This is a genomic window from Pseudomonas vranovensis DSM 16006, assembly GCF_000425805.1.
Lineage (GTDB): Bacteria > Pseudomonadota > Gammaproteobacteria > Pseudomonadales > Pseudomonadaceae > Aquipseudomonas > Aquipseudomonas vranovensis.
This window is the reverse complement of sequence record NZ_KE384454.1, coordinates 71293-97357: the sequence shown is the minus strand read 5'-3', so window position 1 is coordinate 97357 and position 26065 is coordinate 71293. Positions and strand designations below refer to the sequence as shown.

General features: G+C 62.2%; 25 protein-coding genes and 1 tRNA gene. 9 read left to right on the top strand and 17 right to left on the bottom strand.

The genetic code is table 11. The features are described 5' to 3' along the window. Positions 1-61: 61 nt before the first annotated feature. The 6 genes from H621_RS0119995 to H621_RS28220 form a co-directional block, all read right to left on the bottom strand. Positions 62-529 (bottom strand): sterol desaturase family protein, encoded by a 468-nt coding sequence (locus H621_RS0119995; protein ID WP_028945074.1) that lies wholly within the window; start codon positions 527-529, stop codon positions 62-64. A gap of 80 nt (positions 530-609) precedes the next feature. Next, entirely contained in the window at positions 610-759 is a 150-nt protein-coding gene (locus H621_RS28570; RefSeq protein ID WP_156905639.1) for a hypothetical protein, read from the bottom strand. Between the two features lie 146 nt (positions 760-905). Continuing rightward, positions 906-1847 carry an HlyD family secretion protein gene (locus H621_RS0119985; RefSeq protein WP_028945073.1) on the bottom strand — a complete coding sequence of 314 codons (942 nt, stop codon included), beginning with the start codon at positions 1845-1847 and terminating at the stop codon, positions 906-908. Positions 1848-1850: 3 nt separating this feature from the next. After that, positions 1851-2051 carry a DUF1656 domain-containing protein gene (locus tag H621_RS0119980; protein ID WP_028945072.1) on the bottom strand — a complete coding sequence of 67 codons (201 nt, stop codon included), beginning with the start codon at positions 2049-2051 and terminating at the stop codon, positions 1851-1853. Continuing rightward, entirely contained in the window at positions 2041-4188 is a 2148-nt protein-coding gene (locus H621_RS0119975) for an FUSC family protein (protein WP_028945071.1), read from the bottom strand. The genes H621_RS0119980 and H621_RS0119975 overlap by 11 nt, the downstream gene beginning before the upstream one ends. A gap of 172 nt (positions 4189-4360) precedes the next feature. Next, the gene (locus H621_RS28220; RefSeq protein WP_084168007.1) at positions 4361-4576 is read right to left on the bottom strand and encodes a hypothetical protein; all 216 of its coding nucleotides are present in this window, start codon (positions 4574-4576) and stop codon (positions 4361-4363) included. A 191-nt stretch (positions 4577-4767) separates the two neighbouring features. Between H621_RS28220 and H621_RS0119965 the strand changes: the two genes are divergently transcribed. From H621_RS0119965 to H621_RS0119955, 3 genes are all read left to right on the top strand, one after another. Next, complete coding sequence (locus H621_RS0119965; protein ID WP_028945069.1) at positions 4768-5679, top strand: LysR family transcriptional regulator; 912 nt, start codon at positions 4768-4770, stop codon at positions 5677-5679. Between the two features lie 109 nt (positions 5680-5788). Then, the gene (locus H621_RS0119960; RefSeq protein ID WP_028945068.1) at positions 5789-6169 is read left to right on the top strand and encodes a RidA family protein; all 381 of its coding nucleotides are present in this window, start codon (positions 5789-5791) and stop codon (positions 6167-6169) included. Between the two features lie 213 nt (positions 6170-6382). Then, positions 6383-8377, top strand: a complete 1995-nt coding sequence (locus tag H621_RS0119955) for a peptidase U32 family protein (RefSeq protein ID WP_028945067.1) — start codon at positions 6383-6385, stop codon at positions 8375-8377. Between the two features lie 133 nt (positions 8378-8510). Here H621_RS0119955 and H621_RS0119950 read toward each other — a convergent pair. Both H621_RS0119950 and betT read right to left on the bottom strand, forming a co-directional pair. Beyond that, positions 8511-8585, bottom strand: a tRNA-Gln gene (locus tag H621_RS0119950). 134 nt (positions 8586-8719) lie between these two features. After that, positions 8720-10693: a choline BCCT transporter BetT gene (betT, locus tag H621_RS0119945; RefSeq protein WP_028945066.1), complete on the bottom strand. Its 1974-nt coding sequence runs from the start codon at positions 10691-10693 to the stop codon at positions 8720-8722. A 250-nt stretch (positions 10694-10943) separates the two neighbouring features. Between betT and napE the strand changes: the two genes are divergently transcribed. From napE to H621_RS0119920, 5 genes are read left to right on the top strand one after another with little or no spacing between them, the layout of a single operon-like run. Continuing rightward, positions 10944-11114: a periplasmic nitrate reductase, NapE protein gene (gene napE, locus H621_RS0119940; RefSeq protein ID WP_028945065.1), complete on the top strand. Its 171-nt coding sequence runs from the start codon at positions 10944-10946 to the stop codon at positions 11112-11114. A 33-nt stretch (positions 11115-11147) separates the two neighbouring features. Continuing rightward, positions 11148-11408, top strand: coding sequence for a chaperone NapD (locus tag H621_RS0119935; protein WP_028945064.1), 261 nt, complete (start codon positions 11148-11150; stop codon positions 11406-11408). Then, on the top strand, positions 11405-13909 hold the full coding sequence (gene napA, locus H621_RS0119930; RefSeq protein ID WP_028945063.1) for a nitrate reductase catalytic subunit NapA: 2505 nt from the start codon (positions 11405-11407) through the stop codon (positions 13907-13909). Before H621_RS0119935 ends, napA begins: the two co-directional genes overlap by 4 nt. A gap of 11 nt (positions 13910-13920) precedes the next feature. Continuing rightward, positions 13921-14400 carry a nitrate reductase cytochrome c-type subunit gene (locus tag H621_RS0119925; RefSeq protein ID WP_028945062.1) on the top strand — a complete coding sequence of 160 codons (480 nt, stop codon included), beginning with the start codon at positions 13921-13923 and terminating at the stop codon, positions 14398-14400. Positions 14401-14409: 9 nt separating this feature from the next. Continuing rightward, positions 14410-15006 carry a cytochrome c3 family protein gene (locus H621_RS0119920; RefSeq protein WP_028945061.1) on the top strand — a complete coding sequence of 199 codons (597 nt, stop codon included), beginning with the start codon at positions 14410-14412 and terminating at the stop codon, positions 15004-15006. 196 nt (positions 15007-15202) lie between these two features. Here the strand turns inward: H621_RS0119920 and H621_RS0119915 are convergent, their stop codons facing one another. Together H621_RS0119915 and H621_RS0119910 are read right to left on the bottom strand one after the other, a co-directional pair. Further along, the gene (locus tag H621_RS0119915; protein WP_028945060.1) at positions 15203-15622 is read right to left on the bottom strand and encodes a DUF6691 family protein; all 420 of its coding nucleotides are present in this window, start codon (positions 15620-15622) and stop codon (positions 15203-15205) included. Positions 15623-15624: 2 nt separating this feature from the next. Continuing rightward, on the bottom strand, positions 15625-16059 hold the full coding sequence (locus H621_RS0119910; protein ID WP_028945059.1) for a YeeE/YedE family protein: 435 nt from the start codon (positions 16057-16059) through the stop codon (positions 15625-15627). 98 nt (positions 16060-16157) lie between these two features. Between H621_RS0119910 and H621_RS0119905 the strand changes: the two genes are divergently transcribed. Further along, complete coding sequence (locus H621_RS0119905) at positions 16158-16457, top strand: hypothetical protein (protein ID WP_051270636.1); 300 nt, start codon at positions 16158-16160, stop codon at positions 16455-16457. Between the two features lie 172 nt (positions 16458-16629). On the opposite strand, the gene H621_RS0119900 is transcribed toward H621_RS0119905, so the two are convergent. The 7 genes from H621_RS0119900 to H621_RS0119870 form a co-directional block, all read right to left on the bottom strand. Then, positions 16630-17745 (bottom strand): acyl-CoA dehydrogenase family protein, encoded by a 1116-nt coding sequence (locus H621_RS0119900; protein ID WP_028945057.1) that lies wholly within the window; start codon positions 17743-17745, stop codon positions 16630-16632. 12 nt (positions 17746-17757) lie between these two features. Beyond that, positions 17758-18951 carry an acyl-CoA dehydrogenase family protein gene (locus tag H621_RS0119895; protein WP_028945056.1) on the bottom strand — a complete coding sequence of 398 codons (1194 nt, stop codon included), beginning with the start codon at positions 18949-18951 and terminating at the stop codon, positions 17758-17760. 12 nt (positions 18952-18963) lie between these two features. Further along, on the bottom strand, positions 18964-20046 hold the full coding sequence (locus H621_RS0119890; protein WP_028945055.1) for a Zn-dependent alcohol dehydrogenase: 1083 nt from the start codon (positions 20044-20046) through the stop codon (positions 18964-18966). 29 nt (positions 20047-20075) lie between these two features. Continuing rightward, complete coding sequence (locus H621_RS0119885) at positions 20076-21428, bottom strand: coniferyl aldehyde dehydrogenase (RefSeq protein ID WP_028945054.1); 1353 nt, start codon at positions 21426-21428, stop codon at positions 20076-20078. Between the two features lie 110 nt (positions 21429-21538). After that, the gene (locus tag H621_RS0119880; protein WP_028945053.1) at positions 21539-22906 is read right to left on the bottom strand and encodes a DUF1329 domain-containing protein; all 1368 of its coding nucleotides are present in this window, start codon (positions 22904-22906) and stop codon (positions 21539-21541) included. A 26-nt stretch (positions 22907-22932) separates the two neighbouring features. Beyond that, the gene (locus H621_RS0119875) at positions 22933-24762 is read right to left on the bottom strand and encodes a DUF1302 domain-containing protein (RefSeq protein ID WP_028945052.1); all 1830 of its coding nucleotides are present in this window, start codon (positions 24760-24762) and stop codon (positions 22933-22935) included. An 83-nt stretch (positions 24763-24845) separates the two neighbouring features. Beyond that, on the bottom strand, positions 24846-26054 hold the full coding sequence (locus H621_RS0119870) for a lipid-transfer protein (RefSeq protein ID WP_028945051.1): 1209 nt from the start codon (positions 26052-26054) through the stop codon (positions 24846-24848). Positions 26055-26065: the final 11 nt, after the last annotated feature.

Sequence of the window (26065 nt, the reverse complement as noted above, 5' to 3'; positions counted from 1 at the left end):
TGTAGGGACCAGCTCCAGCGTACGCTTAACGAAGCGGGCAATCTTGTACGAAATTGCGCTCCTACTGGTGCTTGCGGCGCTCGCGCAGTTGGCGCTTCAAACGGTGCAAGGGCGGGGCATATAAAAAGCCGAACGATACACTGTTGTCCCGCCCCTTCAAGGCATGATGCAGCAAGTGCGCCTGGTACAAGCGCTTGAGGTAGCGATTGCGCGGCCGCGGCTTGAAGGGCCAGTGCCGGTGCACGATGCCGTCGTGCACGATCACATAGATGACCCCGAATGCTGCCACCCCTGCCCCCACCCATTGCAACGGCGCATGACCGGCGCGGCCCAACGCCACCAGGGCAAAGGCGATCAGGGCCAGGGCTGCCAGGTAGACATCATTGGTTTCCAGCGCGCCCAGGTGCGGCTCATGGTGCGAGCGGTGCAGGAACCAGCCCCAGCCGTGCATGATGTAGCGATGCGCCAGGTAGCCGACGCCCTCCATGGCCGTCAGGGTGCAGAGAAATACCGCGAGGTTGAAAATCATCGAAGGGTGTGCGGGTCGACAGAGACAGAAAGGGCGAAAAGCCTACCACCAAGGTGCCATCGGGCACACCCTGCTGTCGGTTAAAAGCGACTGAACGTCGCGTGCTCAGTGACCTTGGGCAGGTAGAGACTGGTGATGGACAGCTGTTGCGGGGCCGGGTCGGGCGCGGTGAAAGCGGTGGCGGCACCCACCAGCACAATGACAACCAGGGAAAAGACATAGTGGCGCATAACGGAGCTCCTGCACCCGGGCGCAGCCTGGGTGGTGAGTTTTATTGTTGTTACGCACCAGCTTGAACCCTTGTGCGGGCAGCGTCTTGTCTTTGTGCGCCAACGCTTTATCTTTTCAGACCAAGCCGATGAACTGCCGCGGCCTATCAATCGCGCACGGTAACGGTCGCGGTGGTACCGGCGCGCAAGCTGGCTTTGCCGGCATAGGCCGGGTCGATCTCGATCCGCACCGGCACCCGCTGGGCCAGCTTGACCCAGGTGTAGCTGGGGTTGACGTTGGCCAGCAGGCGGTTGCCCAACTCGTTCTCGCGGTCGGTGATGGCATAGGCAATGCTCTGCACCTTGCCCTCGAAGCGCTCTCCGCTCATCAGCGCGATGTCCACCCGGCTACCGGGGTGAATGCGAGGCAACTTGGTTTCCTCAAAATAGCCACTGACATAGAACGAGGCGCTATCGACCAGCGCCAGCAAGGCAACACCACTGCTGGCATAGTCGCCCTGGCGGGTCTGCAGGTTGGTGACGAAGCCTGTGACCGGCGAAACGATGCGCGTGCGTTCAAGGTCCAGTTCGGCCTGGGTCAGCGCCGCGCTGGCCAAGCGGCTGTTGGCCAGGGCCAGGCTCAGGTCCGACTGCCCACGCATCAGTTCGGCCTGGGCCACGGCGACATCGGTGCTGGATTTTTCCCATTCTTCCCCTGAGATCGCAAAGCCTTGCTTCAAGGTGCGCCGACGCTGCTCCTCGCTTTGCCGTTGTTTGAGCAAGGCCTGGCTCGAGACGATCTGCGCCCGCGCCTGGCCTTCGCTGGCCTGGGCCACTTCGACGGCGCGCCGGGCATGTTCCACGGCCAGGGTGTAGCGCGCCGGGTCGATTTCCAGCAGTAGATCGCCCTGGTTCACATGCTGGTTGTCTTGCACGTGCAGCGCAGTGATGCGCCCGGACACATCGGCCGACAACGTCACCACATCTGCCCGCACCCGCGCATCGCGGGTCCAGGGTGCGCGGGTGTAGTGCTCCCAGGCGAACCAGCCAAGCACCAATGCCAGTGCCACGATTGCCAGGGTCGAGGCCTGGGCCAAAAACGTCTTCAAGGTTCAACTCCCCATGAACAGGATGATCAAGGCACAAAGGCAGGTGTAGAGCGCGCCTTCGAACAACGCCGGGTGCCACACCCGTTGCATCACACCCAGGCGCTGCAACAACCACAGCAGCACAAACAACAAGGGCACGGCCAGCAACAAGGCCTGGGCAATCGGTGGCAGGTAGACGCCACCGATCTCGAAATCAATGGGCAAGGGCCGGCTCTCCTTCGGCAGCGGGATCGAGGTAGGTGCTGTAGTGACGCAGGAACCCGGCAATCACCAGCAGCGCAACGCGAATCCTGAACAGCGAGCGCAGTTGTTCAGCAGGCGCGTCAAACTGTTCGCTGTGCAGCGTATCGAGGTCCTCACCCAACACCTGCAGGGTTTCGAGCAATGCGGGTAATTGGCCCCGAGTGCGCCCGGCCACATAGCGACCGGTGTTGCGTAGCACCTGTTCAAGACGTTCGCGGGTCGCCTCGGCCAACAGCAGGTTGCTGCGGCCCTGCTCCTGCAACTGGCGCAGGGCCACGCCAAGGGCCATGCATGCCAGGTTGACCTCGAACAGCGCCTTGGAGCGCGCATCCTGGGTGGCCGGCAGCAAACCCAGGATCAGGGTCAGGCGGTCGACCATGCGGCTTTCGAAGGCAAACTGCCGCTCATCGCTGGCGGGCCCCTTGAGCAAGGCGTAGACCTGCTCGCGGGTCTCGCGGAACAACCGCTCAATGCGCAATTGCGGGTTGAACGGAAACAGCCAGGCGTACACCAGCAGCGACAGTACCCCACCACAGATATAGGCGCCGGCGAACTCGAACCACTGGATCGCGGTGTTCTGCCAGGCACCGATGTTCTGCGGCCCGAACAGCAGGAAGCTGGACAGGCCCAGGCCCATGCCGATGCCGGCGGTCATCGGGGTAGAAAGCCCCACGGCGACCACATACAGCAACGGCAGCAGCAACAATGCGAGCATCTCGAAGTCCACCACTTGGGGAATCAGCCAGAACTGGTACAACGCCGACACCAGCAAGGCCATGCCCAACCCGCGCATGTAGTTTTGAGCCGCCATCAAGGGGCGTGGGAAGGTCGCCATCAGCGAACACAGGATGCCGACCAGGATCACGCCGGCGCGGGCGCCGTCCCAAGCCGTTTCGATCCAGATCAAGCCGGCGACCAGCAAGGCGATGAAGGCACGGCTGGCGTTCATCGCCGCCAGGCGAAAATCCAGGTGCAGCGGGTTGGTCAGCGGCTGGCGGTAGACACAGTCGCCTGCACGCCCTTCCTGGATGGCGTCGCTCAGCTCGAGCATTTCGCCCAGTTGCTCCAGCAAGCGCGCCTGTTCCCAGCGCAGGGCCCAGGCGAGCGAGCGCAGGGTCGGCGGCAGGTCGTGCTGCAGTTGTTCTGCCTGCAGGGCGGCCTGGTCGAAACGACGTTGCAAGGCGCTGAAGTGTTCGCGGGCGCTGGCCGGCATGGCCCTGCCCTGTTGCGCCAATTGATCGAGAAAGGCCAGTTCGTCAGTGAGCAGGCGACTGATGAAATCGGGGTACGCGCCCTGCCAGCGCTCGGCAATCATCAGCTTTTGATTGCGCAGTACAGTCAGGCGCGAACTGAGCAGCACCAACTGGTTGCCCAGCAACTGCACCAGCCCGTTGGCACCACGCAAGTGCGGAGCGTCGAAGTACAGGTGGCGGCGCAATCCTTCCAGGGCGCTGATCTCACCGAGAATCTGCATTTGTCGCTGACTGAACGCGGCGCTGGTTTCTTCACCGCGAATGGCCGCTGCCGCGTGGGCGGCCATCAGTTTGATCAGGTTGTCGACTTTGGCGAAATACCCCGTGGCCACCGCCTGGGGCCGGGCGCCGAGCAGGCTGACGGCGCACACGCAAGCCACCGCAAGCAAGGTTTCGGTGAGCCGGGTAATGGCCAGCATGAGGGTGTTGCCCTGTTCGGGAATTGCCAGCATGGCCACCACCACGGCGGTGAATCCGCTGAGTACAAAGGCATGGGAACTGGTGTAGCGCAGCAGGGTGCCCCCGGCAGTACACAGTGCCAGCCATAGTGCCAGGGTGACGATAAAAGGCACGGGCGCCTGGGGAAACAGCACCATGATCAGCACCGCCACCGCAGCCCCCACGGTCGTACCGACCACTTGGGCGAAACTGCGCTGCAGGGTCATGCCACCCAGCGGCTGGCTGACGATGAACACGGCCATGATCGACCACTTGGGTTGGTCGAGGTCGAAGACAAACGCCAGGTACAACGTCAGCAAGCAGGCGACGATGGTTCGCAGGGCGAAACGAAACGTGTCCGGCCCTGGGTGCAGGACCATCCGGAAATAGTTGATCAGTGGTTGCATACCGCTCCCTCGACACACCGTGTTACTTACCTTAGTCACAGTGATGGGCGGGCGGAAGCGGCAGCAGCATTTCAGAGCGTTGCATGGATGGAACGGTGGGTGGATTTTCGCAGGGCAAGCCCGCTTCCACGCGAGCTACCCGGGGGATTGCGGGAGCGGGCTTGCCCCACGATCAACGGCGATCATCCGACAACGGCGTTGGTTGATCCGGTTCAGGCAGCCGGTCGTCAAGATCCGGATCATCCGGCACACGCTCGACATCCTGCGGATGCTCGCGCCGTTGCGGATCACCGTCGACATTGGGGTCGGTGACCGGGTCATGTTCGCGTTGCGGATTGTTCAGCGGATCCTTCCAGAGCGGATCATCTTCAGGACGTGGAGTGCTCATGGCAGATACCTCGAGAATCCGGCCGGGTGAAATCCTGGCCGTATGCGTTGGAACGGCACCACCACACCGCGTGCCGTCGAGGCGATCAATGGTTGCCCAGCGAAAATATGCTCAGTGCCCAGCAAAATCCGCTGTAGGACACAGCGCCCGGCGGGGTATCGTGTAGCAAAACAATCAGCCAGAGGTACGCTGTGGCGTCCTATACCTTGCGTCAGTTGAAGTACTTCGTCACCACCGTCGAATGCGGCAGCGTGGCCGAAGCATCGCGCAAGCTGTACATCGCGCAACCGTCGATTTCCACCGCGATCAAGGGCCTTGAGGACAGCTTCGGCGTGCAGCTGTTCATCCGCCATCATGCCCAGGGTGTCTCGCTCACACCCAGTGGCGCCCGCTTCTACCGCAAGGCCCAGGAACTGCTGCGCATGGCCCGGGAGTTCGAGCAGAACGCACTGGCCGACAATGATGTGGTGTGCGGGCAGATCGACATCGGCTGCTTCGAGACCGTCGCCCCACTCTACCTGCCGCGCCTGATCAAGGGCTTTCATGAACGCTTCCCCGGGGTGGAGATCCGCCTCCAGGACGGCGAGCAGCAGGAACTGGTGCAAGGCCTGACCGGTGGGCGTTTCGACCTGGCGATTTTCTACGACCATGACCTGGACAGCACCATCGAAACCGAAGCGCTCATGGCGCCGCAACGTCCCTATGCCCTGGTGCCGGTCGGACACCGCTTTGCCGGCCAAGCCCAGGTGTCGCTGCGTGACCTGGCCCTGGAGCCGATGATCCTGCTGGACGTACAGCCCAGCCGTACCTACTTCGTGAGTATCTTCGAAGAACTGCAACTGACCCCCAACATCGTCTTCAGCTCGCCTTCGATCGAGATGGTTCGCGGCATGGTCGGCCAGGGCTTCGGCTTTGCCTTGCTGGTGACCCGCCCGAACCTGACCTGCACCTACGACGGCCAGGAGGTGGTGTGCGTGGAGCTGGCTGAAGATGTCACTGGCTCCGGGCTGGTGGCCGGATGGTTGAAGCGAGCCCAACTGACCAAGCCTGCGCAATTGTTCGTCGAATACTGCAAGGAACAATTCACCGCCTGGCTCAAGTGATCGCGCCCGCGCCCGCGCCTGCACGCTGCCCGGGCAACAGGATTTCCGAGCACAGCATTGGCCATGGGATTAGACTGGGCGCCTTTTTCACCTTGAACACGAGGTTCTCATGGCCAACCACGACATCACCTACGTCCCGGACCCTGACGCAGACTCCATTTCCAGCGACGTGACCGGCTTCGGCGGCCTGCTGGTCTCCACCCAGATCCCGACCCGTGCCGACGGTAGCCTGGAGCTGGGCGACATCACCGCCCAGAGCGAATGCACCCTTGAGGCGCTCAAGGTGGCACTGGAACGTGCCGGCAGCTCCATGGACCGCGTACTGCACCTGACCATCTACCTCACCGACATGGCCGACCGCCCGGCCTTCAATGAGGTATACAAGCGCTACTTCGCCAAGCCCTGGCCAGTGCGCGCCGCCGTCGGCGTGGCAGCCCTGGCCGCCGAAGGCATGCGTGTGGAAGTGACGGCCATGGCCGCCAAGGCCTGAAGCACTGCCCCTTGTAGCCGCTGCCGCCAGGCTGCGATTGGTCGCGCAGCGGCCGTTACTCTGCAATGGCGACTGCTTTGCAGTCGAACGCAGCCTGGCGGCAGCAGCTCCGGCAAGAAGCCCCCCTGCACCACCGGGCAGCATTCGAGTGCCCTCCCCACGTTTCGCCGCTACAATGCGCGCCTTGACCGTGACAGCCTGACTAAAAAAACCATGTCCCTGCCCAAACATCATCTTGAACTGCTCAGCCCTGCCCGCGATGTGGCCATCGCCCGCGAGGCCATCCTGCATGGCGCCGACGCCGTGTACATCGGTGGCCCAAGCTTTGGTGCGCGCCACAACGCCTGCAACGAGGTGAGCGAAATCGCCCAGCTGGTCGAGTTCGCCCGGCGCTACCACGCCCGCATCTTCACCACCATCAACACCATCCTGCACGACAACGAGCTGGAACCGGCCCGCAAGCTGATCCACCAGCTCTACGATGCCGGCGTCGACGCGCTGATCGTCCAGGACCTGGGTGTGATGGAACTGGACATTCCGCCGATCGAACTGCACGCCAGCACCCAGACCGATATCCGTACCCTTGGCCGGGCCAAGTTCCTCGACCAGGCCGGTTTCTCGCAACTGGTACTGGCCCGCGAGCTCAACCTCAAGGAAATCCGCGCCATTGCCGATGAAACCGATGCCGCCATCGAGTTCTTCATCCACGGCGCGCTGTGTGTGGCCTTCTCCGGCCAGTGCAACATTTCCCACGCCCAGACCGGCCGCAGTGCCAACCGTGGCGATTGCTCCCAGGCCTGCCGCCTGCCGTACACCCTCAAGGACGAAAAAGGCGGCGTGATCGCCTACGAAAAGCACCTGCTGTCGATGAAGGACAACAACCAGAGCGCCAACCTGCGCGCCCTGGTCGAGGCCGGCGTGCGCTCGTTCAAGATCGAAGGCCGCTACAAGGACATGGGCTATGTGAAGAACATCACCGCCTACTACCGCCAGCGCCTGGACGAAATCCTCGAAGACCGCCCGGACCTGGCCCGCGCCTCCAGCGGCCGCACCGCGCATTTCTTCCTGCCCGACCCGGACAAGACCTTCCACCGCGGCAGCACCGACTACTTTGTCAGCGAGCGCAAGATCGACATCGGCGCCTTCGACTCGCCAACCTTCACCGGCCTGCCGGTGGGCGTGGTAGAGAAAGTCGGCAAGCGCGACCTGATGGTCGTCACCCATGAGCCGCTGTCCAATGGCGACGGTCTCAACGTGCTGGTCAAACGTGAAGTGGTGGGCTTTCGCGCCAATATCGCCGAGCCCAAGGGCGAGTTCGATGAAGACGGCGAGAAACGCTACCGCTATCGCGTAGAGCCCAACGAGATGCCCAAGGGCCTGCAACTGCGCCCCAACCATCCGCTGAGCCGCAACCTGGACCACAATTGGCAGCAAGCCCTGCAGAAGACCTCTGCCGAGCGCCGTGTGGGCCTGACCTGGGTGGCGCAGCTGCGCGAAGACCGCCTGCAGTTGACCGCCACCAGCGAGGAAGGCGTCAACGCCAGTGTCTCGCTGGACGGCCCGTTCGGCGCGGCCAACAAGCCGGAGCAGGCGCTTGAGCAACTGCACGACCTGCTCGGCCAGTTGGGTACCACCCAATACCACGCCACCGACATCAAGCTCGATGCACCGCAGGCGTACTTCATCCCCAACTCGCAACTCAAGGCCTTGCGCCGCGAAGTGATCGAGGCCCTCACTACCGCCCGCGTTGCCGCCCACCCACGCGGCGCGCGCAAGGCCGAGACCGATCCTGCGCCGGTATACCCCGAGTCGCACCTGTCGTTCCTGGCCAACGTGTACAACCAGAAGGCCCGCGACTTCTACCACCGCCACGGCGTCAAGCTGATCGATGCGGCCTACGAGGCACACGAGGAAACCGGCGAAGTACCGGTGATGATCACCAAGCACTGCCTGCGCTTCTCCTTCAACCTGTGCCCCAAGCAGGCCAAGGGCGTGACCGGCGTGCGTACCAAGGTTGCGCCGATGCAGCTGGTACATGGCGATGAGGTGCTGACGCTGAAGTTCGACTGCAAGCCGTGCGAGATGCACGTGATCGGCAAGATGAAAGGCCACATCCTCGACCTGCCGCAACCCGGCAGCGTGCAACAAGTGGTAGGCCACATCAGCCCTGAAGACCTGCTCAAGACCATCCCGCGCGCGCCTCACTAAGCGACGGGCCAGCACGGCGCTGTGAGGGCGCCGTGCTGGTCTGCACGGGTCAAGAACGAGAGAGGCAGAAACAGGAACACCCCGGCGTTCTGGCAGCTGTTGCTGCTGAACGACCGGGGTGCTCTTGAGAATATGGCAGGGGCGGCTGGATTCGAACCAACGCATGGCAGGATCAAAACCTGCTGCCTTACCGCTTGGCGACGCCCCTGTAGCCCTTGCAGTCGGCTACGTGATGGCCTGTGCAAGAATGCGCGTAAATTTACCAACATTAATGCGCCCTGGGAAGCCCCCTCTGCAAAAAATATCAGTGTAAACAGCTGCTTACTGCCAACAAGGGTGGGTTTATCGCACCACATGCAAGTAATGCAGGTGCCGTTCGTACTGATCGAGGATGTCACCGATCACATCTTCACGGCTCCAACCCATGATGTCGTAGTCCTGCCCGCCCTCACGCAGATGCACTTCGGCACGGAAGTACTTGCGCCCATCCGATCCTTCATCCAGGTCGCGCAGGATAAAGCCCGGCGTAGAAAACGCGCGGGTGCGCACCTCATACAAAAAGCGGCCTTCGCCGGCGTGCTCCAGGTCCAGCGCTATCACACCCTCCTTCTCCGCATTCACCGACACCTCGTAACCCTGCTTGCGCAACTCCGCAGCCACCTCATCGAACGCTGGCTTCACCACCTCGTCAATGAAGCGGCTCACATGGGCCCTGCGCGGCATCATCGCGATGCTGCGCAAGCGTCGCTGCCAACTGCCATGGGACTGCTTGGCGTGGCGGGCCGACGGCAGCGCCTGATGGCGCAGGCCACGGCGAGTGGCATCCAGGTTCAGGGCCTTGAACAAGCCCCAGATCGACGCCAGCAAGATCATCGAGAACGGCAAGGCGGTGGCAATGGTGGCGGTCTGCAGGGCCTCAAGGCCCTTGGCCAGCAACAGCGTAATGGCCACCACGCCAATGCTCACCGACCAGAAAATCCGCTGCCACAGCGGCGAAGCCTGCTGCCCCGACGACGCCAGCATATCGACTACCAATGCCCCCGAGTCGGCCGAGGTGACGAAGAACACCACCACCATCAGCACCGCGACAAATGACACCACCCCTGAAAACGGAAAGTGCTTGAGAAACTCGAACAACGCCAGTGATGTGTCCTTGTCGATGGCAGCGGCCAACTCCTTCACTCCGTCGTTGAAGATCATATGGATGGCCGAATCACCAAACACAGTCATCCACAACAAGGTGAAGCCGGCCGGCACGAACAATACGCCGCAGACGAACTCGCGAATGGTCCTGCCGCGCGAGATACGCGCGATGAACAACCCCACGAACGGCGACCACGACAGCCACCAGCCCCAGTACAGCAAGGTCCAGCCACCGATCCAGTCGGTCGGCTGATAGGCATAGAGGTTGAAGGTCTTGTTGACGATGTCCGACAGGTAAGCACCGGTGTTCTGCACGTAGGTCTGCAGCAGGAACACGGTGGGCCCCAGCAGCAGCACGAACAGCATCAGCACAATGGCCAGGCCCAGGTTGAGCTCCGATAGGATGCGAATGCCCTTGTCCAGGCCGCTGGCCACCGACAGTGTGGCCAGGGCGCAGGTCACGGCGATCAGCGCCACTTGCACCGTGACGTTGACCGGAAGACCGAACAGCAGGTGAAAGCCGCTGTTAATCTGCAGCACGCCATAGCCCAGCGATGTCGCGACACCGAACACCGTGCCCAGAATGGCGAAAATATCGACCATATGGCCGATCGGCCCGTAGATCCGCTCACCGATCAGCGGATAGAGCGCCGAGCGCAGGGTCAGCGGCAGCCCGTGGCGAAAGCTGAAGTACGCCAGGATCAACGCGACAATCGCGTAGATCGCCCAGGCGTGCAGGCCCCAATGGAAAAAGGTGATCTTCATCGCCTCGCGCGCCGCTTCCACCGTACCGCCCTCGCCCACGGGCGGAGAAGTGAAGTGCATTACCGGCTCCGCCACACCGAAGAACATCAGGCCAATGCCCATGCCGGCAGAAAACAGCATCGCAAACCAACTGCTGTTGCGGTAGGTCGGTTCGCTGTGGTCCGGGCCCAGCTTGATATCGCCATAACGACTGACTGCCAGGAACACCACGCTGATCAGGATCAATGCCACGGCCAGGATGTAGAACCAGCTGGCGTTGATCAGGATCCACTGCTGGACCTGGCCGAACACCGCCTGCGCCTGGTCCTGGAAGATCACCGTGTACAGCACGATCAACGCGATCAGCAGCGCACTGGTGTAGAAAACCGGTGGATTGAGTGTGGATTTCGGTTTGGAAGGGACATCCATTTGGCGGGGCACTCCGATGACTCGCTGCGGGTAAGGCGGCTGGAGTATAGACCAGCACTTATTGCCTATTCAGGACCATGAAAAGCCAGTGAATTATAATTGTTATTATTATCGTTTGCTGTCGGCGCTTAGTTATCTTCTCCATTAATGACCTGGGTCAACGGGCCGTCGGTCGCCCTGCGCTTTTATCCGCAAACCCTATCCACCTGTTGATCTACGCTCAATCAACAGTTCGGCTGGAGAACATTCCATGTCATTGGCTGAAGAACAAAAAACCACGCGCCGCAAGGAAGCCAAGTTGTTCATCTTTCTTGTCGCCTTCCTCTTTCCCTTGCTGTCGGTGGCCATCGTCGGCGGCTACGGCTTCATCATCTGGTTTTTGCAAATGCTCTACGGCCCGCCTGGGCCGCCCAACGGATAGACCTCCCCCTAGCGCGTCTATTGGAGCCAGCCCATGGACGAAATGTTGCATATCGCCAGTCTTGTCGTACTTGCCCGCCCTGAATTGCTTGAAGCGGTAAAAGCCAACTTGCGCCTGCTCGAAGGGCTTGAACTGCATCAACAAAGTGCCGTGGGAAAGTTAGTGGTGGTACTTGAAGCCCGTGATGAAACACAGATTCTTCACTGCATCGAACAGATCAACAACTTGCCCGGCGTACTGAATGCGGCGTTGATCTATCACGAACTCCTCGACCCTGCAGGAGCGTCCCAATGAGCATGACCCGCCGTGAATTCGCCAAGGCCCAGGCAGCCGCCATTGCCGCCGCTGCGGCCGGCCTGCCGATCTACACCACCGCCAGCAACCTGATCACCGAAGCCGACATGGTCACCCTGGACTGGAACAAGGCGCCCTGCCGCTTCTGCGGCACCGGCTGCAGTGTGATGGTCGCCACCCGCGACAACAAGGTCGTGGCCACCCACGGCGACGTCAAGGCCGAGGTCAACCGCGGGCTCAACTGCGTGAAGGGCTACTTTCTGTCCAAGATCATGTACGGCAACGATCGCCTGACCCAGCCACTGCTGCGCATGAAAAACGGCCAGTACGACAAACAGGGCGAGTTCCAGCCCATCAGTTGGGAAAAGGCCTTCGACATCATGGAGGCCAAGTTCAAAGAGGCGTTGAAGAACAAAGGCCCGGAAGCGGTGGGCATGTTCGGCTCCGGGCAATGGACGGTGTGGGAAGGCTACGCCGCCAACAAACTGATGAAGGCCGGTTTTCGCAGCAACAACATCGATCCCAACGCCCGCCATTGCATGGCCTCGGCGGTCATGGGCTTCATGCGCACCTTCGGCATGGACGAGCCGATGGGCTGCTACGACGACATCGAAGCCACCGACGCCTTCGTGCTCTGGGGCTCGAACATGGCCGAAATGCACCCGATACTCTGGAGCCGGGTCACCGACCGGCGCCTCAGCCAGCCCCAGGTCAAGGTCGCGGTACTGTCGACCTTCGAGCACCGCAGCTTCGAGCTGGCCGACATCCCCATGGTGTTCAAGCCGCAGACCGACTTGTTGATCCTCAACTACATCGCCAATCACATCATCGAGAGTGGTGCGGTCAACAAGGATTTCGTCAGCAAGCACACCCGCTTTGCCAAGGGTGCCGATGACATCGGCTATGGCCTGCGGCCGGACAACCCGCTGGAGGCCAAAGCCAAGAACGCCGACAAGGCCAACACCTGGAGCGACATCGACTTCGAACAATTCGCCGCGTTCGTCAGGCCCTACACCCTGGAGCGCACCGCCCAGGAAACCGGGGTGCCCGCCGAACGGCTCAAGGCCCTGGCCGAACTGTATGCCGACCCCAAGCGCAAGGTGGTGTCGTTCTGGACCATGGGCTTCAACCAGCACACCCGTGGGGTGTGGGCCAACAACCTGATCTACAACATCCACTTGCTCACCGGCAAGATCAGCGAACCTGGCAACAGCCCCTTCTCCCTCACCGGCCAGCCTTCGGCCTGTGGCACCGCGCGAGAGGTCGGGACGTTCTCCCACCGCCTGCCGGCGGACCTGGTGGTGACCAACCCCAAGCACCGCGCCACCGCCGAGAAGATCTGGAAGCTGCCGGCCGGCACTATCCAGGAAAAGGTCGGGTTCCATGCCGTGCAACAGAGCCGCATGCTCAAGGATGGCGTGCTCAACGTGTATTGGACACAGGCCAGCAACAACATGCATGCCGGCCCCAACATCATGCAGGAGGTATTGCCCGGCTGGCGCAAGCCGGAAAACTTCGTGATTGTCTCCGACGTCTACCCCACGGTCTCGGCCCAGGCCGCCGACCTGATCCTGCCCAGCGCAATGTGGGTGGAAAAGGAAGGTGCCTTCGGCAATGCCGAGCGCCGTACACAGTTCTGGCACCAATTGGTGAGCGCGCCGGGTGATGCCAAGTCGGACCTGTGGCAATTGGTGGAGTTCTCCAAACGCTTTACTACTGATGAAGTCTGGCCTGCCGAGTTGCTGGCCAAGGCGCCTGAACTCAAAGGCAAGACCCTGTTCGAGGTGCTGTACAAGAACGGCCAGGTCGACCAGTTTCCCGTCGAGCAACTGGAGGCCGGCTTCAAGAACGATGAGGCCAAGGCGTTTGGCTTCTACCTGCAAAAGGGCCTGTTCGAGGAATACGCCCAGTTCGGTCGCGGCCACGGTCATGACCTGGCCACTTTCGACCGCTACCACAGCGAACGCGGGCTGCGCTGGCCAGTGGTCGACGGCAAGGAAACCCGCTGGCGCTATCGCGAAGGACTCGACCCCTATGTCCAGGCCGGTTCTGGCGTGCAGTTCTATGGCTACCCGGACAAGAAGGCGATCATCTTCGCCCTGCCCTACGAGCCGCCAGCCGAGGCGCCCGACAAGGACTACCCGTTCTGGCTGAGCACCGGGCGGGTGCTGGAGCACTGGCACACCGGCAGCATGACCCAGCGCGTCGAGGAGCTGTACAAAGCCGTACCCGACGCCCTGGTGTACATGCACCCGGACGACGCCAAGGCTTTGAATGCCCGGCGTGGCAGCGAAGTGAAGGTCATCAGCCGCCGTGGCGAGATCCGTGCGCGCATCGAAACCCGCGGGCGCAACAAGCCACCGCGCGGGCTGGTGTTCGTGCCGTTCTTCGATGCCAACAAGCTGATCAACAAGGTCACGCTCGATGCCACCGACCCGATCTCCAAGCAGACCGACTACAAGAAATGCGCCATACGAATCGAGTTGATCAGCGTGGCCTGAGGAGCACCGTCATGAATCTACGCATCCTGCCGTTGTGCCTGCTCGCTGCCATTGGCGTGGTGATCGCCGCCGAAGTCGACTACCCGCTCGACGCACCCGGGCCGGACGGGCGCCGCCCCGGCGGCACCCTGACCCAGAACATGCCAGCGCCGGTCATTGCCAACGATGAAAACAAGGACCTCAAGCGCGAGCGCAACTACCCCGACCAACCGCCGACCATTCCCCACAGCATTCGCGGCTACCAGATCGACATCAACGGCAACAAGTGCCTGTCGTGTCACAGTCGGGCCAACAGCGCCCGCAGCCAGGCCACCATGATCAGTATCACTCACTACATGGACCGCGACGGCCAGGCACTGGCGGCGGTGTCGCCGCGCCGCTACTTCTGCAACCAGTGCCATGTCCCGCAAAAAGAAGTGAAACCGCTGGTGGGCAACACGTTTGAAACCATCGACAAGATCCTGCAAGACGACGCCAACGCCAAACCTTGAGGAGTCGCCATGAAAGCACTGTTCGCCCTGCTCAAGGAGTACTGGGGCATCCTCTGTCGACCCAGCGTGTACTTCAGCCTGGGCTTCCTGACCCTGGGTGGCTTCATCGCCGGGATCATCTTCTGGGGTGGCTTCAACACGGCGCTTGAAGCGACCAACACGGAAAAGTTCTGTGTGTCGTGCCACGAGATGCGCGACAACGTCTTTGTCGAACTCAAGGAAACCATCCACTACACCAACCGCTCCGGCGTGCGCGCCAGTTGCCCGGATTGCCATGTGCCCCACGAGTGGACCCACAAGATCGCACGCAAGATGCAAGCATCCAAGGAAGTGTGGGGCAAGCTATTCGGCACCATCGACACCCGCGACAAATTCGTTGCCTTGCGCCGGGAGCTGGCCGAGCACGAGTGGGCGCGGCTCAAGGCCAATGACTCACGGGAGTGTCGCAACTGTCACAACTTCGAATTCATGGACTTCACCCGCCAGAGCAAACGCGCGGCGGCCATGCACTCCACCTCGCTGGCCAAGGGTGAAGCCACGTGCATCGATTGCCACAAGGGCATCGCTCACAAACTACCGGACATGCATGGGGTCAAGGGCTGGTAGCCACTGGGTTACGGGCAGCCGGCTCAAATCGCGACCCCAGGGTCGGAGCGGGCTTGCCCCCCGAGAGGCCGGTATAGCCAGCGAAATGGGTGTTGCCTGAACCATTGATCGCGGGGTAAGCCCGCTCCTACCGGTCCAATCGGCGGGTGCGCTGAAATCGGGCCAACCGTACGACCCGAAACAGACCTCGTAGCCGCTAACGACCCTGCGCCCGCTCTACCAGGCCAAACACCCCCATCCCCAGCAGCATCGCCGCGACAAAGAACAGCACCTGCCAGTTCCCGCTCAACACCAGGGCCAAAGAAGGCCCGGGGCAGATCCCGGCGATCCCCCAGCCCACGCCGAACACCAGGCTACCGATGATCAAGCGCCGATCCAGTTCCCGGGCAACCGGCATGCGCATCGGCAGGCCAAGCAACGAGCGGGTGTGGCGCTTGCTCCACTGCATCGGCACCAGCGCAGCCCCGGTCGCCCCCACCATCACCAGCCCGAGGGACGGATCCCACCGCCCCGCCAGGTCAAGAAATCCCAGCACCTTGGCAGGATCAGCCATGCCGGCCAGCAACAGGCCAAGACCAAACAACAACCCTGCCACCACCGCCATCACGCCGCGCATGTTCAAGCCCCCCACACATGACGAACCATGAACACCACGGCAAAACCGCTGGCCATGAAGCACAGCGTCGCCAGCAATGAGCGTGGGGACAACCGTGCAAGGCCGCACACGCCATGACCACTGGTGCAACCGGCTGCATAACGGGTGCCCAGACCAACCAGCAGCCCGGCCACGACCAGCCCCCACACAGGGGTCTCGAATTCCACCTGCACCGGCCCTGCCCACAACCACCACAGCAAGGGCGAAAGCAGAACGCCGAGAACAAACAGCGCCTTCTCCCCTCGCCCTTCGCTCCCTGGCTGCAACACGCTGCCCAGCAATCCGCTGATGCCAGCGACACGGCCATTGACCAGCGCAAACAGGCTGACGGCCACGCCAATCAACACGCCGCCCATCAAGGCTGTCCAGGGGGTGAAGTGGCTCCAGTCGATTGTCATGTGTGCTCCTGCCGGTCTTGGCAACTACAATAGGTCCGGCCATTGTACAGCGCGCCTGTGTAGGCGCTGCCGACCCGCTGATCAAAAGGATACGGACCATGCCTAAGGCGCTAATGACATTCGCCGCCTGCTTCGCCGCAGCGCTCGTTGGCGGCTGCTCCACGCAACTGACCGAAGCCGGGGCCAAAGTCGACCTGGTGACGGCCGCTTCATCGCAGCACTGCAACCTCCTTTCGATGTTCACCGTACAAGGTAGCGATCCCGACGAGACCTTGCGCATGGCCTTCAATCGAGCGGCAGTGCTGGGGGCCGACAGCATGGCGGTAGCGGACGGCAAAGAAACGACGGACGGCGCCGAAATCAACGGCGCCGCCCTGGTTTGTCACCCCCAGGGTTGAGCCCTCCCAGGGCCCCTGGTGGGGTGAGCCTTTTGCGTCCGTTTGGGCTGGGCCGGCACACCGGCGACTGCCAAAGGGACCCGCCGTAAAGTCGGACAGGTGATTCAGCGCCACCAGCGCAAATGGATATGCTTACTATCGCGGGGCAAGCCCGCTCCTACCGGGTGGCGTTTTACATCAGCTCGGCGAACACCTGCAGGTGATGGTCATCATCACCAAACTGCCGCGCCACCATCAACAAATGCTTGGCATGGTGCGAGAGCATGTACTCCCAGGTCAGGCCGATTCCCCCATGCAGCTGAATACCCTGGTCCGCCACAAATCGACTGGCCCGACTGACGATGAACTTGGCCGCCGCAAGCGTCCGGCTGCGCGCTTCGCTGTCAGGCTGGTCCGCCACGCAGGCCGCAAGCAGCGCCATTGAAGTGGCCTGGTCCAACTCGATGCGCATATCCACCATGCGATGCTGCAACACCTGGAACTTGCCGATCGGCTGGCCGAACTGCTGGCGCGTCTTCAGGTAGTCGAGGGTAAGCGCACAAGCCGCTTCCATACTGCCCACCGCTTCGGCGCACTGCGCCGCAATCGCCCGCCCTTGCTGATAGCGCAGTGCCGCTAGGCCGCCGCCCGGCTCGCCCAGCAGCGCATCTGCCTCGACAAACACCCCGTCCAGATAAAGCTCACACGCCCTACGCCCATCAAAGGTTGCAAACGACCGACGGCGTACACCTGCCGCCTGCGGATCAAGCAAAAACAGACTGATCCCATCACTGCTGCGCGCCGACACCACGATCAGCCCGGCACTCTGGCCCCCAACCACCACCGACTTGCGCCCTTCAAGCCTCCAGCCGCCGTCAACGGGCGTCGCCACGGTTTGTACATCGTCCAGCTGGTAATGGCTCTGCGGTTCCTCAAGGGCAACGGCCAACTGCAGGCTTGCGCTGCCCACCTGTGGCAACAACGCCTGTTTTTGCGCCTCGGTTCCGAGGTGGGCCACCAGGCCACCGGCGTAAATCACCGATTGTAAAAAAGGCTCAAGACAAAGCCCCCGCCCCAGCTCGGTCATGACCACCTGGTTATCGACGCCGCTGCCGCCGAAACCACCATAGACCTCGGCGAATGGCACTGCGCACAGGCCAAGCTCGCCCAGCTGCTGCATGAACGAGGCACTGAAGCCACACGCACTGTTGCGTGCCTGTTCGCGCTGTTCGAAACCATAAGCGTCACGCACCAGGCGCGCAGTGGTGTCCTGCAGCATCAGCTGCTCTTGTGTCAGTTTGAAATCCATGAGCAAGGCGCCTTAGAGTTCGAGGATCATTTTCGCGATGATGTTTTTCTGGATCTCGTTGGCGCCACCGTAGATCGAGGCCTTGCGCGCATCCAGGTACTGGTAGGTGGCTGCGCTGCTGTACTCGGTATACAGCAACGGCTCATCGCCGTAGCCCAGCTCGTCCTCAATGAACGGCAGCGCATAAGGCCCCACCGCCTTGCTCATCAGGTAGGTGATGGCCTGGCGGATCTCGGTGCCCTTGATCTTCAGGAACGAGCTTTCCGCCCCTGGTGCAGCGCCATCCTGCGCAGCGGCGAGGGTGCGCAGGTTGGTCATTTCGGCGGCCATCAGTTGCATCTCGACTTCGGCGACCTGGGCGCGGAACAACGGCTCCTCGATCAACGGGCGACCGTCGCGCAACTCGTGCGTGGCGATGTGCTTGAGGCGGCCTAGCAGCGCTTTGTTCTGGGCAATCCCGCCGATGCTGGTGCGTTCGTGGGTCAACAGGTACTTGGCGCAGGTCCAGCCTTCGTTCTCCTGCCCGACCAGGTTGGCCACCGGCACGCGCACATTGTCGAAGAACACTTCGTTGACCTCATGCTCACCATCAAGGGTGATGATCGGCCGCACGGTAATGCCCGGGGTCTTCATGTCGATCAGCAAAAACGAAATGCCCCGCTGCTGACGGGCCTCGGCGTCGGTGCGTACCAGGCAGAACATCCAGTCGGCATAGTGGGCCAGGGTGGTCCAGGTTTTCTGGCCGTTGACCAGATAGACGTCGCCGTCCCGGGTTGCCCGGGTTTTCAACGACGACAGGTCCGAGCCCGCACCTGGTTCCGAGTAGCCCTGGCACCACCAGTCTTCGCAGCTGAGGATACGCGGCAAAAAGCGCGCCTTCTGCTCGGCGGTACCGAACTTGATGATCACCGGGGCAACCATTTTCAGCCCGAACGACACCACTTTCGGCGCCCCGGCCGCAAAGCACTCCTCATCGAAAATATGCTTCTGCACTGCGCTCCAGCCGGTGCCGCCCACCTCCACCGGCCAGCCCGGTGCCAACCACCCCTGCTGGTCGAGGATCTGCATCCACTGCACCTGGTGCGCCTTGCTCAGGCGCTTGCCCTGGCTGATCCTATCCGACAGCTCGGTGGGCAGCCGCTCACGCAAAAAGCCCCGCACCTGCTCGCGAAAAGCCTGCTCGGGCACTGTGTATTCAATGTCCATCAATCCACTCCATCAGTCGAACAGAATCACCGAGCGGGCCAGCTCGCCACGGCGCAGTTCATCAAAGGCCTCGTTGATCTGGTCCAGGCGGATACGCTGGGAAATCATCTGGTCGAGCTTGAGTTTGCCGGCCATGTAGAAATCCACCAGGCGCGGCATGTCCACCGGGAAGCGGTTGGAGCCCATCAGCGACCCCTGGAGTCGTCGTTCGTGCAGCAGTTGCAGCGGGTCAACTTCAATTTTCAGGCCCGGCTTGAGCATGCCGATCACCGTGGCGGTGCCGCCACGGGCGAGCATGGCGAAGGCCTGCTCGACGGTTTGCTTGAGGCCGATGCATTCGAAGGCGTGGTGAACGCCACCACGGGTCAGTTCCAGCACCTGCTTGGCGACGTTGCCGTCCTTGGCGTTGATTACATCGGTGGCGCCGAACTGGCGAGCCAGCTCCAGCTTGGCGTCGAGCATGTCGATGGCAATGATCCGCCCTGCCCCCGCCAGCGCGGCGCCATTGATGGCAGCCAGACCGATCCCGCCGCAGCCGATCACGGCCACGGTTTCACCGGGGCGTACCTTGGCGGTGTTGAACACTGCGCCTGTGCCGGTGGTGACCGCGCAACCGAGCAATGCCGCACGGTCCAGCGGCATGTCGCGACGGATCGCCACGCAGGCGTTCTCATGCACCAGCATCTGCTCGGCAAAACCGGACAGGTTGACGAATTGCGGGATCGGCTGTTGCACGTAGGTCAGGCGCGACTCTTCATCTGCGCCGCGTTTGGTCTCCGGGGACACGCAGCGGGCCAGGTGGCCGGTCACGCAATGTTCACAGTGGCCGCAGAACACCGTAAGGCACGTCACCACGTGATCGCCCGGCTTCACCGAACGCACCTCACTGCCGACCTGCTCGACCACGCCGGCCGCTTCATGCCCCAGCACCAGCGGGCCGGGAAACGGGAATGCGCCATCGATCACATGCAGATCCGAATGACACACGCCCACGGCCCGGGTACGGATCAAAACCTCACGAGGGCCCGGTTTGCTGATGCCCACTTCTTCGATTACCAGCGGGGCGCCAACCTGATGGAATACGGCAGCTTTCATGGCAGTTCTCTTGATTGGAAGGTGAAGGTTCAGGCCACAGTCGGCGCGGTACGCAGCACCGCCTTGGCATGGCTGAAGGTTCGGAAACCGTCGATACCGTGATACGCGCCCATACCGCTCTGGCCGACGCCGCCGAACGGCAGGCCTTCGGTGCTGGCATGGCTGAGCACGCCGTTGAGGGTCACACCGCCTGAGCAGGTATGGGTGAGTACCAGGGCTTCTTCCTCGGCGTCATGGCCGAAGTAATAGAGCGCCAGGGGGCGTGGGCGCGCGTTGATGTGGGCAATCACCTCGGTAATGCTGTGATAGGGCTTGATCGGCAGTAGCGGGCCAAAAATCTCATCCTGCATCACCTGCAGCTCATCGCCTGGATTGCGCAACAGGGTCGGTGCAATTTTGTTGAGCGGCGCGTGGCACAGGTCCTCGGCATTGGGGTTGAGTTCGATCAGCTCGACGCCTGCCTCCCGTGCTTCGCTCAGGTAACGCTGCAATCGCTCGACGTGGCGGGCATTGATGATCGAGGTGTATTCGGGATTGTCCTTGAGCGTCGGAAAAAACTTCGCCACCACCGCCTTGGCCACGGCAATAAAGGCGTCCACCGATTCGTGCGGCACAAATACATAGTCAGGCGCCACACACAGCTGGCCGGCGTTGAGCAGCTTGCCCATTACCACCTTGGCCACAGCCTCCTGGAAATGGGCGGAACGGGAGATAATGGTCGGCGATTTTCCACCCAGCTCCAGGGTGACTGGCACCAGGTTTTCGGCGGCGGCGCGCAGTACCTGCTTGCCGATGCTGCCGGCGCCGGTGAACAGCAAATGGTCGAACGGCAGGCTGCAGAATGCCTGGCCAACCTCGGGACCACCGACGACCACGGCGACCTCATCTTCGGCATAGGCCGAGCGGATCAGCCGGGCAAGCAGGGCTGAGGTGCGAGGGGTGTATTCCGAGGGTTTGATCATCACCCGGTTGCCGGCGGCCAGTGCCCCGGCCAGGCCGCTGAAGACCATGTAGCCCGGTACATTCCAGGCGGTGACGATACCCACGACACCCAGCGGCTGATATTGCACCCAGGCCTGGCCGGCCTTGGCCTGGCGTGCTTCAGGTTGCATCCACTGGGCCAGTTCGGCCTTGACCTGGGTGAGTGTGGCCAGAGGTGAGAGCACATCGCTTCCCTTGGAAAAGCTCGGGCTACGGTGACCGAAGTCGGCGGCCAGGGCATCGATGATGTCCTGCTCGTGGTTGACCAGCAGACTGATCGCGCGGTCGATCAGCTCGCAACGCTGTTCGGCGCTGTAGGGTTCACTGGCCAGGAAGGCCGCTCGCTGTTTTTCCAGGGTCGAACGGATGTCGATGGCGGTCATTGCTGCCTCGCTTGTTATTGTCGGGTGCCAATGGCGGCATGGTTGATCATTGGCGAGCCGGTGCCGCCACCCGGATCAGGTGGCGGCTGCAGGATCGGTGGGAGCGGGCTTGTCCCGCGATGCAGCTGTCAACGCACTCCCGCATTGCGCAACGCCGACGGGGTGAAGTCGTTGAGCTTGGCACTGACGCCATAGGTGGTGGCATGCCGGGACTGGTTGGTCATGGCCAGCACGTTGTAGCGACCGGCAATCAGGTCATAGATGCCGAGCATGGCAAAGTTGGGCGAACCTCGTTCGTAGTCGTTCATCGCGTAGCCCTCTGCCACTCGCCATAGCTGGCCACGGCCGTCGTAGTGGTCGACTTCGGCCAGTTGCCAGGTGTCTTCGTCAAAGTACATGTCGCGCTTGGCGTAGATGTGCCGATGACCAGGCTTGAGCGTGGCCTGTACGTGCCAGACCCGGTGCAGTTCATAACGCGTCAGGTCCTGGTTGATATGCCCCGGCTTGATGATCTGGTCGTACTTGAGCTTGGGCGACTGCAGCCAATAGTTGTTGTACGGGATATACAGCTCTTTCTTACCGATCAGCTTCCAGTCGTAGCGGTCCGGGGCGCCATTCATCATGTCGGTGTTGTCGGCGGTACGCATGCCGTCCGAACCGTTGCCCGGGCCGTCGTAAGCCACCTGCGGGGCACGCCGCACACGGCGCTGGCCGGCGTTGTAGACCCAGGCCAGGCGCGGTTCCTTGACCTGGTCGATGGTCTCGTGGATCAGCACCACACTGCCGGCCATGCGCGACGGTGCGGTGATCTCCTGTTTGTAGTAGTAGAGGATGTTGTCACCCTGCCCCGGCTTGACGTCCCCCATCAGTTGCGGAAACGCCAGGGTGTCGTCGTACTCGACAATCGAGTACGAGCCGTTGGTTTGCGGTGCCGCCTGCGCCGCCTCACGGCTCATGTTGCCGCCCCGGTAGCGGTTGGTATGGTTCCAGTACACCTCCACCCCGCTCTTGGGAATCGGGAACGGGTAGTAGCGAGTCTGCGCGAAGTTCACCAGGCCGTTGCCATCGGGGGTGAGCTCGGTGGTCACCGCGCTTTTCCTGGCAATGTCGTAGATGTCCTGCGGCGAGGCAGCCGTACGCTGGGTCTTGTACACCGGGATCTTGTAGCTGTCCGGGTAGCGTTTGAACATCGCCAGTTGGCCGGGGGTGAGTTTGTCTTTGTACTGCTCGGCAGTGGCGGCGGTAATCACCATCAGCGGTTTCTCGCTGGCGAACGGATCACCCAGAAAGCCGTTGTCCAACGGCGCTGCGCCAGGCTTCAGGCCACCCGTCCAGGCCGGGATGCTACCCTCGGCGTTGCCTTCCTTCTGGGCGCCCAGCGGCGTGAGGGTGGTGCCCAGTTGAGCGGCTTCCTGGGGCGAAACGGCGGCCATCACACTGCTTGCCAGCAGCGACAGGCTCAATGCGCCAACGTGCAGAATGAAACGTGCGTTCATGTTGAGGTTCCTCTGGCAGGGTTGCATCAGAAGTTCACGCCCAGGCTCAGGGCGAGGAAGTCACGATCGATGTTGGTGTTGAAGTCGCCACCAAAAAAGTTGGTGTAGCTGAGGCTTGCGGTGTAGGTGTTCTGGTACTCGGCATCCACGCCGACGCTGACAGCCTTGGAGCCTTCGTCGAAGTTGGGGCCATAGCCCTGCACGTCGTGGGACCAGGCCAGGTTGGGCGACAGGTTGATACCGGCGATCACGTTCTGGTAATCGAGCTTGCCGCGCAGTCGATAGCCCCAGCTGTTGCTGGTATAGAAGCCGTCGTCATTGCACTCCTGGGCCGGGTTGCTGGCCGTTGGCGTGCCCACCGCGCTGCCCTGGCAGGTGGCCAGGCCCAGCGCGCCAGGCAGTTCACCGGAGCCGAAGGCCGGGCTGCGACCAAAACGCAGGTCGCTGCCGTCGGCCTTGCCCAGGCCGTTGATGTGGTTGTAGCCAACCTCTCCCACCACAGTCAGGCGGCTGGCACCCAGCACCTGGTCGAAGAACTGTGTGGCCGTTACCTGCGCCTGCGTCACCGGCATGCGCTTGTAGCCATTGACTTCGGCGCCCAGGGTGCGGCCGGCAAAGCCGGTGGTGATCAGGGGCGACGTGGCGCCAAAGGTTGCCGATGACAGCAGGTCGGCAGTATTCAATTGCAGCGGCATGTTGGGCCGGTAACTGACCTCGCCGCCCAGTGCCACGCCGCCGACGTTGGTCTGGAAGCTCAGGCCGTAGAGGCGGATATCCTCGGGGTAGCCGATGAAGTAGCGGGCACTGCGTGCCGATGCCACGCCGCCTGCGGCGCTGCTCATCTGATTGATGCTCAGGTAAGGGTTGCGGCTGTGGTAGTTCATGGCATAGGCACCGAACTCGGTGTCGTTGAACTCCGGCACGAACCAGCGCAAGGCCAGGCCGTACTGGCCGCTGTCGCGGGCGTCGTCGTCCTTGAGCCGCGGGATGTAGGCATCGTCAAGGCCGGCAGCGATGGCCGCCAGGCCCCCGGTGTTCTGCGCAGCGCCCGGCGGCAGGTCGAGACCGGCGATCACCAGGCGATCGTTGCAGCCCTGCGGCACACCGTCATTGCCGAAGAAGGTGCCGCAGTTGTCGACTACCGATTTCTCCCATTCGAGCTGGTAGAACGCTTCGGCGGTAATGTTCTCGGCAAGGCCCTGGGAGACATAGAGCAAGTTAACCGGAATCAGGCCTTCCTTCACTTCCGCCCCCGGACGGCGCAGGGCCGCCACGTCGATGGGGTTGATGCTGTTGATCGAGTTACCGATGAAAGTACTCTCGCCCCAGCTCACCACCTGCTTGCCCAGGCGCACGTTGCCAACCTGATCGCCGATGGAATAGTTGTGGTACACGAAGCTGTCGAGGAACATTGCCCCGGACGACTTGGCCGCACGGTCGCGTCCACTGTCGTCGATGTCATAGAACGGCCGGTGCTCGTCCATCAGCTCGAAGTCATACCAGTACTTGCCGCGCACGAAGGCACCACTGTCACCGTACTTGAGCTCCAGGTCATGCACACCCTTGAAGATTTTGGAGAAAGTCTCGCCCTTCTTGAAGTTCAGGCGGTTGTCGTCCGTGGTGCGCGACGACGACTCACCGGACTTGCCCTGGGCGTTGAAGTTGGAAATGAATTTCGAGTCCGGGTCGGTGGTCGACCAGCTGGCACCGATGGACAGCGCCGAATCGAAACTGCCCTGGATTTCCCCGATATCGAATTCAACAGCGTGGGCTTTTTGACCCGCGCAGGTGGCAACCATTACAGCTACGGCCAGCAGACTTGGCTGGAAGACGCCGCGCATTGTTGTTCTTGTCATGCGGTTTCTCCGGTTAGGGATTGAGGGGTGCGTCCGTGCCGGCACAGCACGGGTGTGTCCTTTCACCCGAAATAGCGAAACAATTACTGGCCGCCGCTGGTGTTCGCGTACAAGGTCACCACGCAGGCACCCCCCAACCCCAGGTTGTGGGCCAAGGCCAGGCGTGCGCCTTCGACCTGACGCTGATCGGCATTGCCGCGCAGTTGCTGGGTCAGCTCGTAGCATTGGGCAAGACCGGTGGCGCCCAACGGGTGCCCTTTTGAAAGCAGGCCACCGGACGGGTTGATGACGATCTGCCCGCCGTAGGTGTTGTCGCCGTCCTTGACGAACTGTTCGGCGCCGCCTTCCGGGCAGAAACCCAGCGACTCGTAGCAGATCACTTCGTTCTGGGCGAAACAGTCATGCAGCTCGCATAGCTGGATATCCTGCGGACCGACACCCGCCTTCTCGTACACCTGGTGCGCCGCAGCACGGGTCATATGGGTGCCGACCCAGTCGAGCATCGACGGCTGGTCGAAATTGAAGGACTCGGGCGTGTCGGTGGTCATTGCCTGGGCCAGGATCTGCACGTCACGGCGCAACCCGTGCTTGCGGGCAAAGCGCTCGGACACCAGAATTGCCGCCGCACCGCCACAGGTCGGTGGGCACGCCATCAGGCGGGTCATCACCCCAGGCCAGAGCACCGGGTCGGCCATGACATCTTCGGTGCTGAGCACCTTGCGAAACAGCGCCAAGGGGTTGTTCGCCGCATGGCGGCTGGCCTTGGCGCGCACGGCGGCGAAGGTTTCCATGCGGGTGCCGTACTTCTGCATGTACTCGCGCCCGGCGCCGCCGAAGGTCCGCAGCGCCTGGGCCATTTCGCTGCCGACGTCGTTGGTGAGGCCGCGCAGGATCGGCAAGAAGCGCTCACGGGTTGGCGGGCGATCATCCCAGTGGGACTTCAACGGACCTGCCTGCATCTGTTCGAAGCCTACCGCCAGCACACAATCGGCGGCGCCCGACTCGATGGCCTTGCGCGCCAGGTACAGGGCGGTAGAACCGGTGGAGCAGTTGTTGTTGACGTTGATCACCGGGATGCCGGTCATGCCCACTTCGTAGAGCACAGTCTGGCCGCAGGTGGAGTCGCCGTAGACATACCCGGCGTAGGCCTCCTGTACCCGTTCATAACCGATGCCGGCATCGGCCAGGGCGCGGCGTACCGCTTCGGCGCCCATTTGTACATAAGTCGGGCTGGTGCCGGGCTTGCTGAAGGGAATCATGCCGACGCCGGCCACCAATACGTTTTCGCTCATGGGCTCACCTG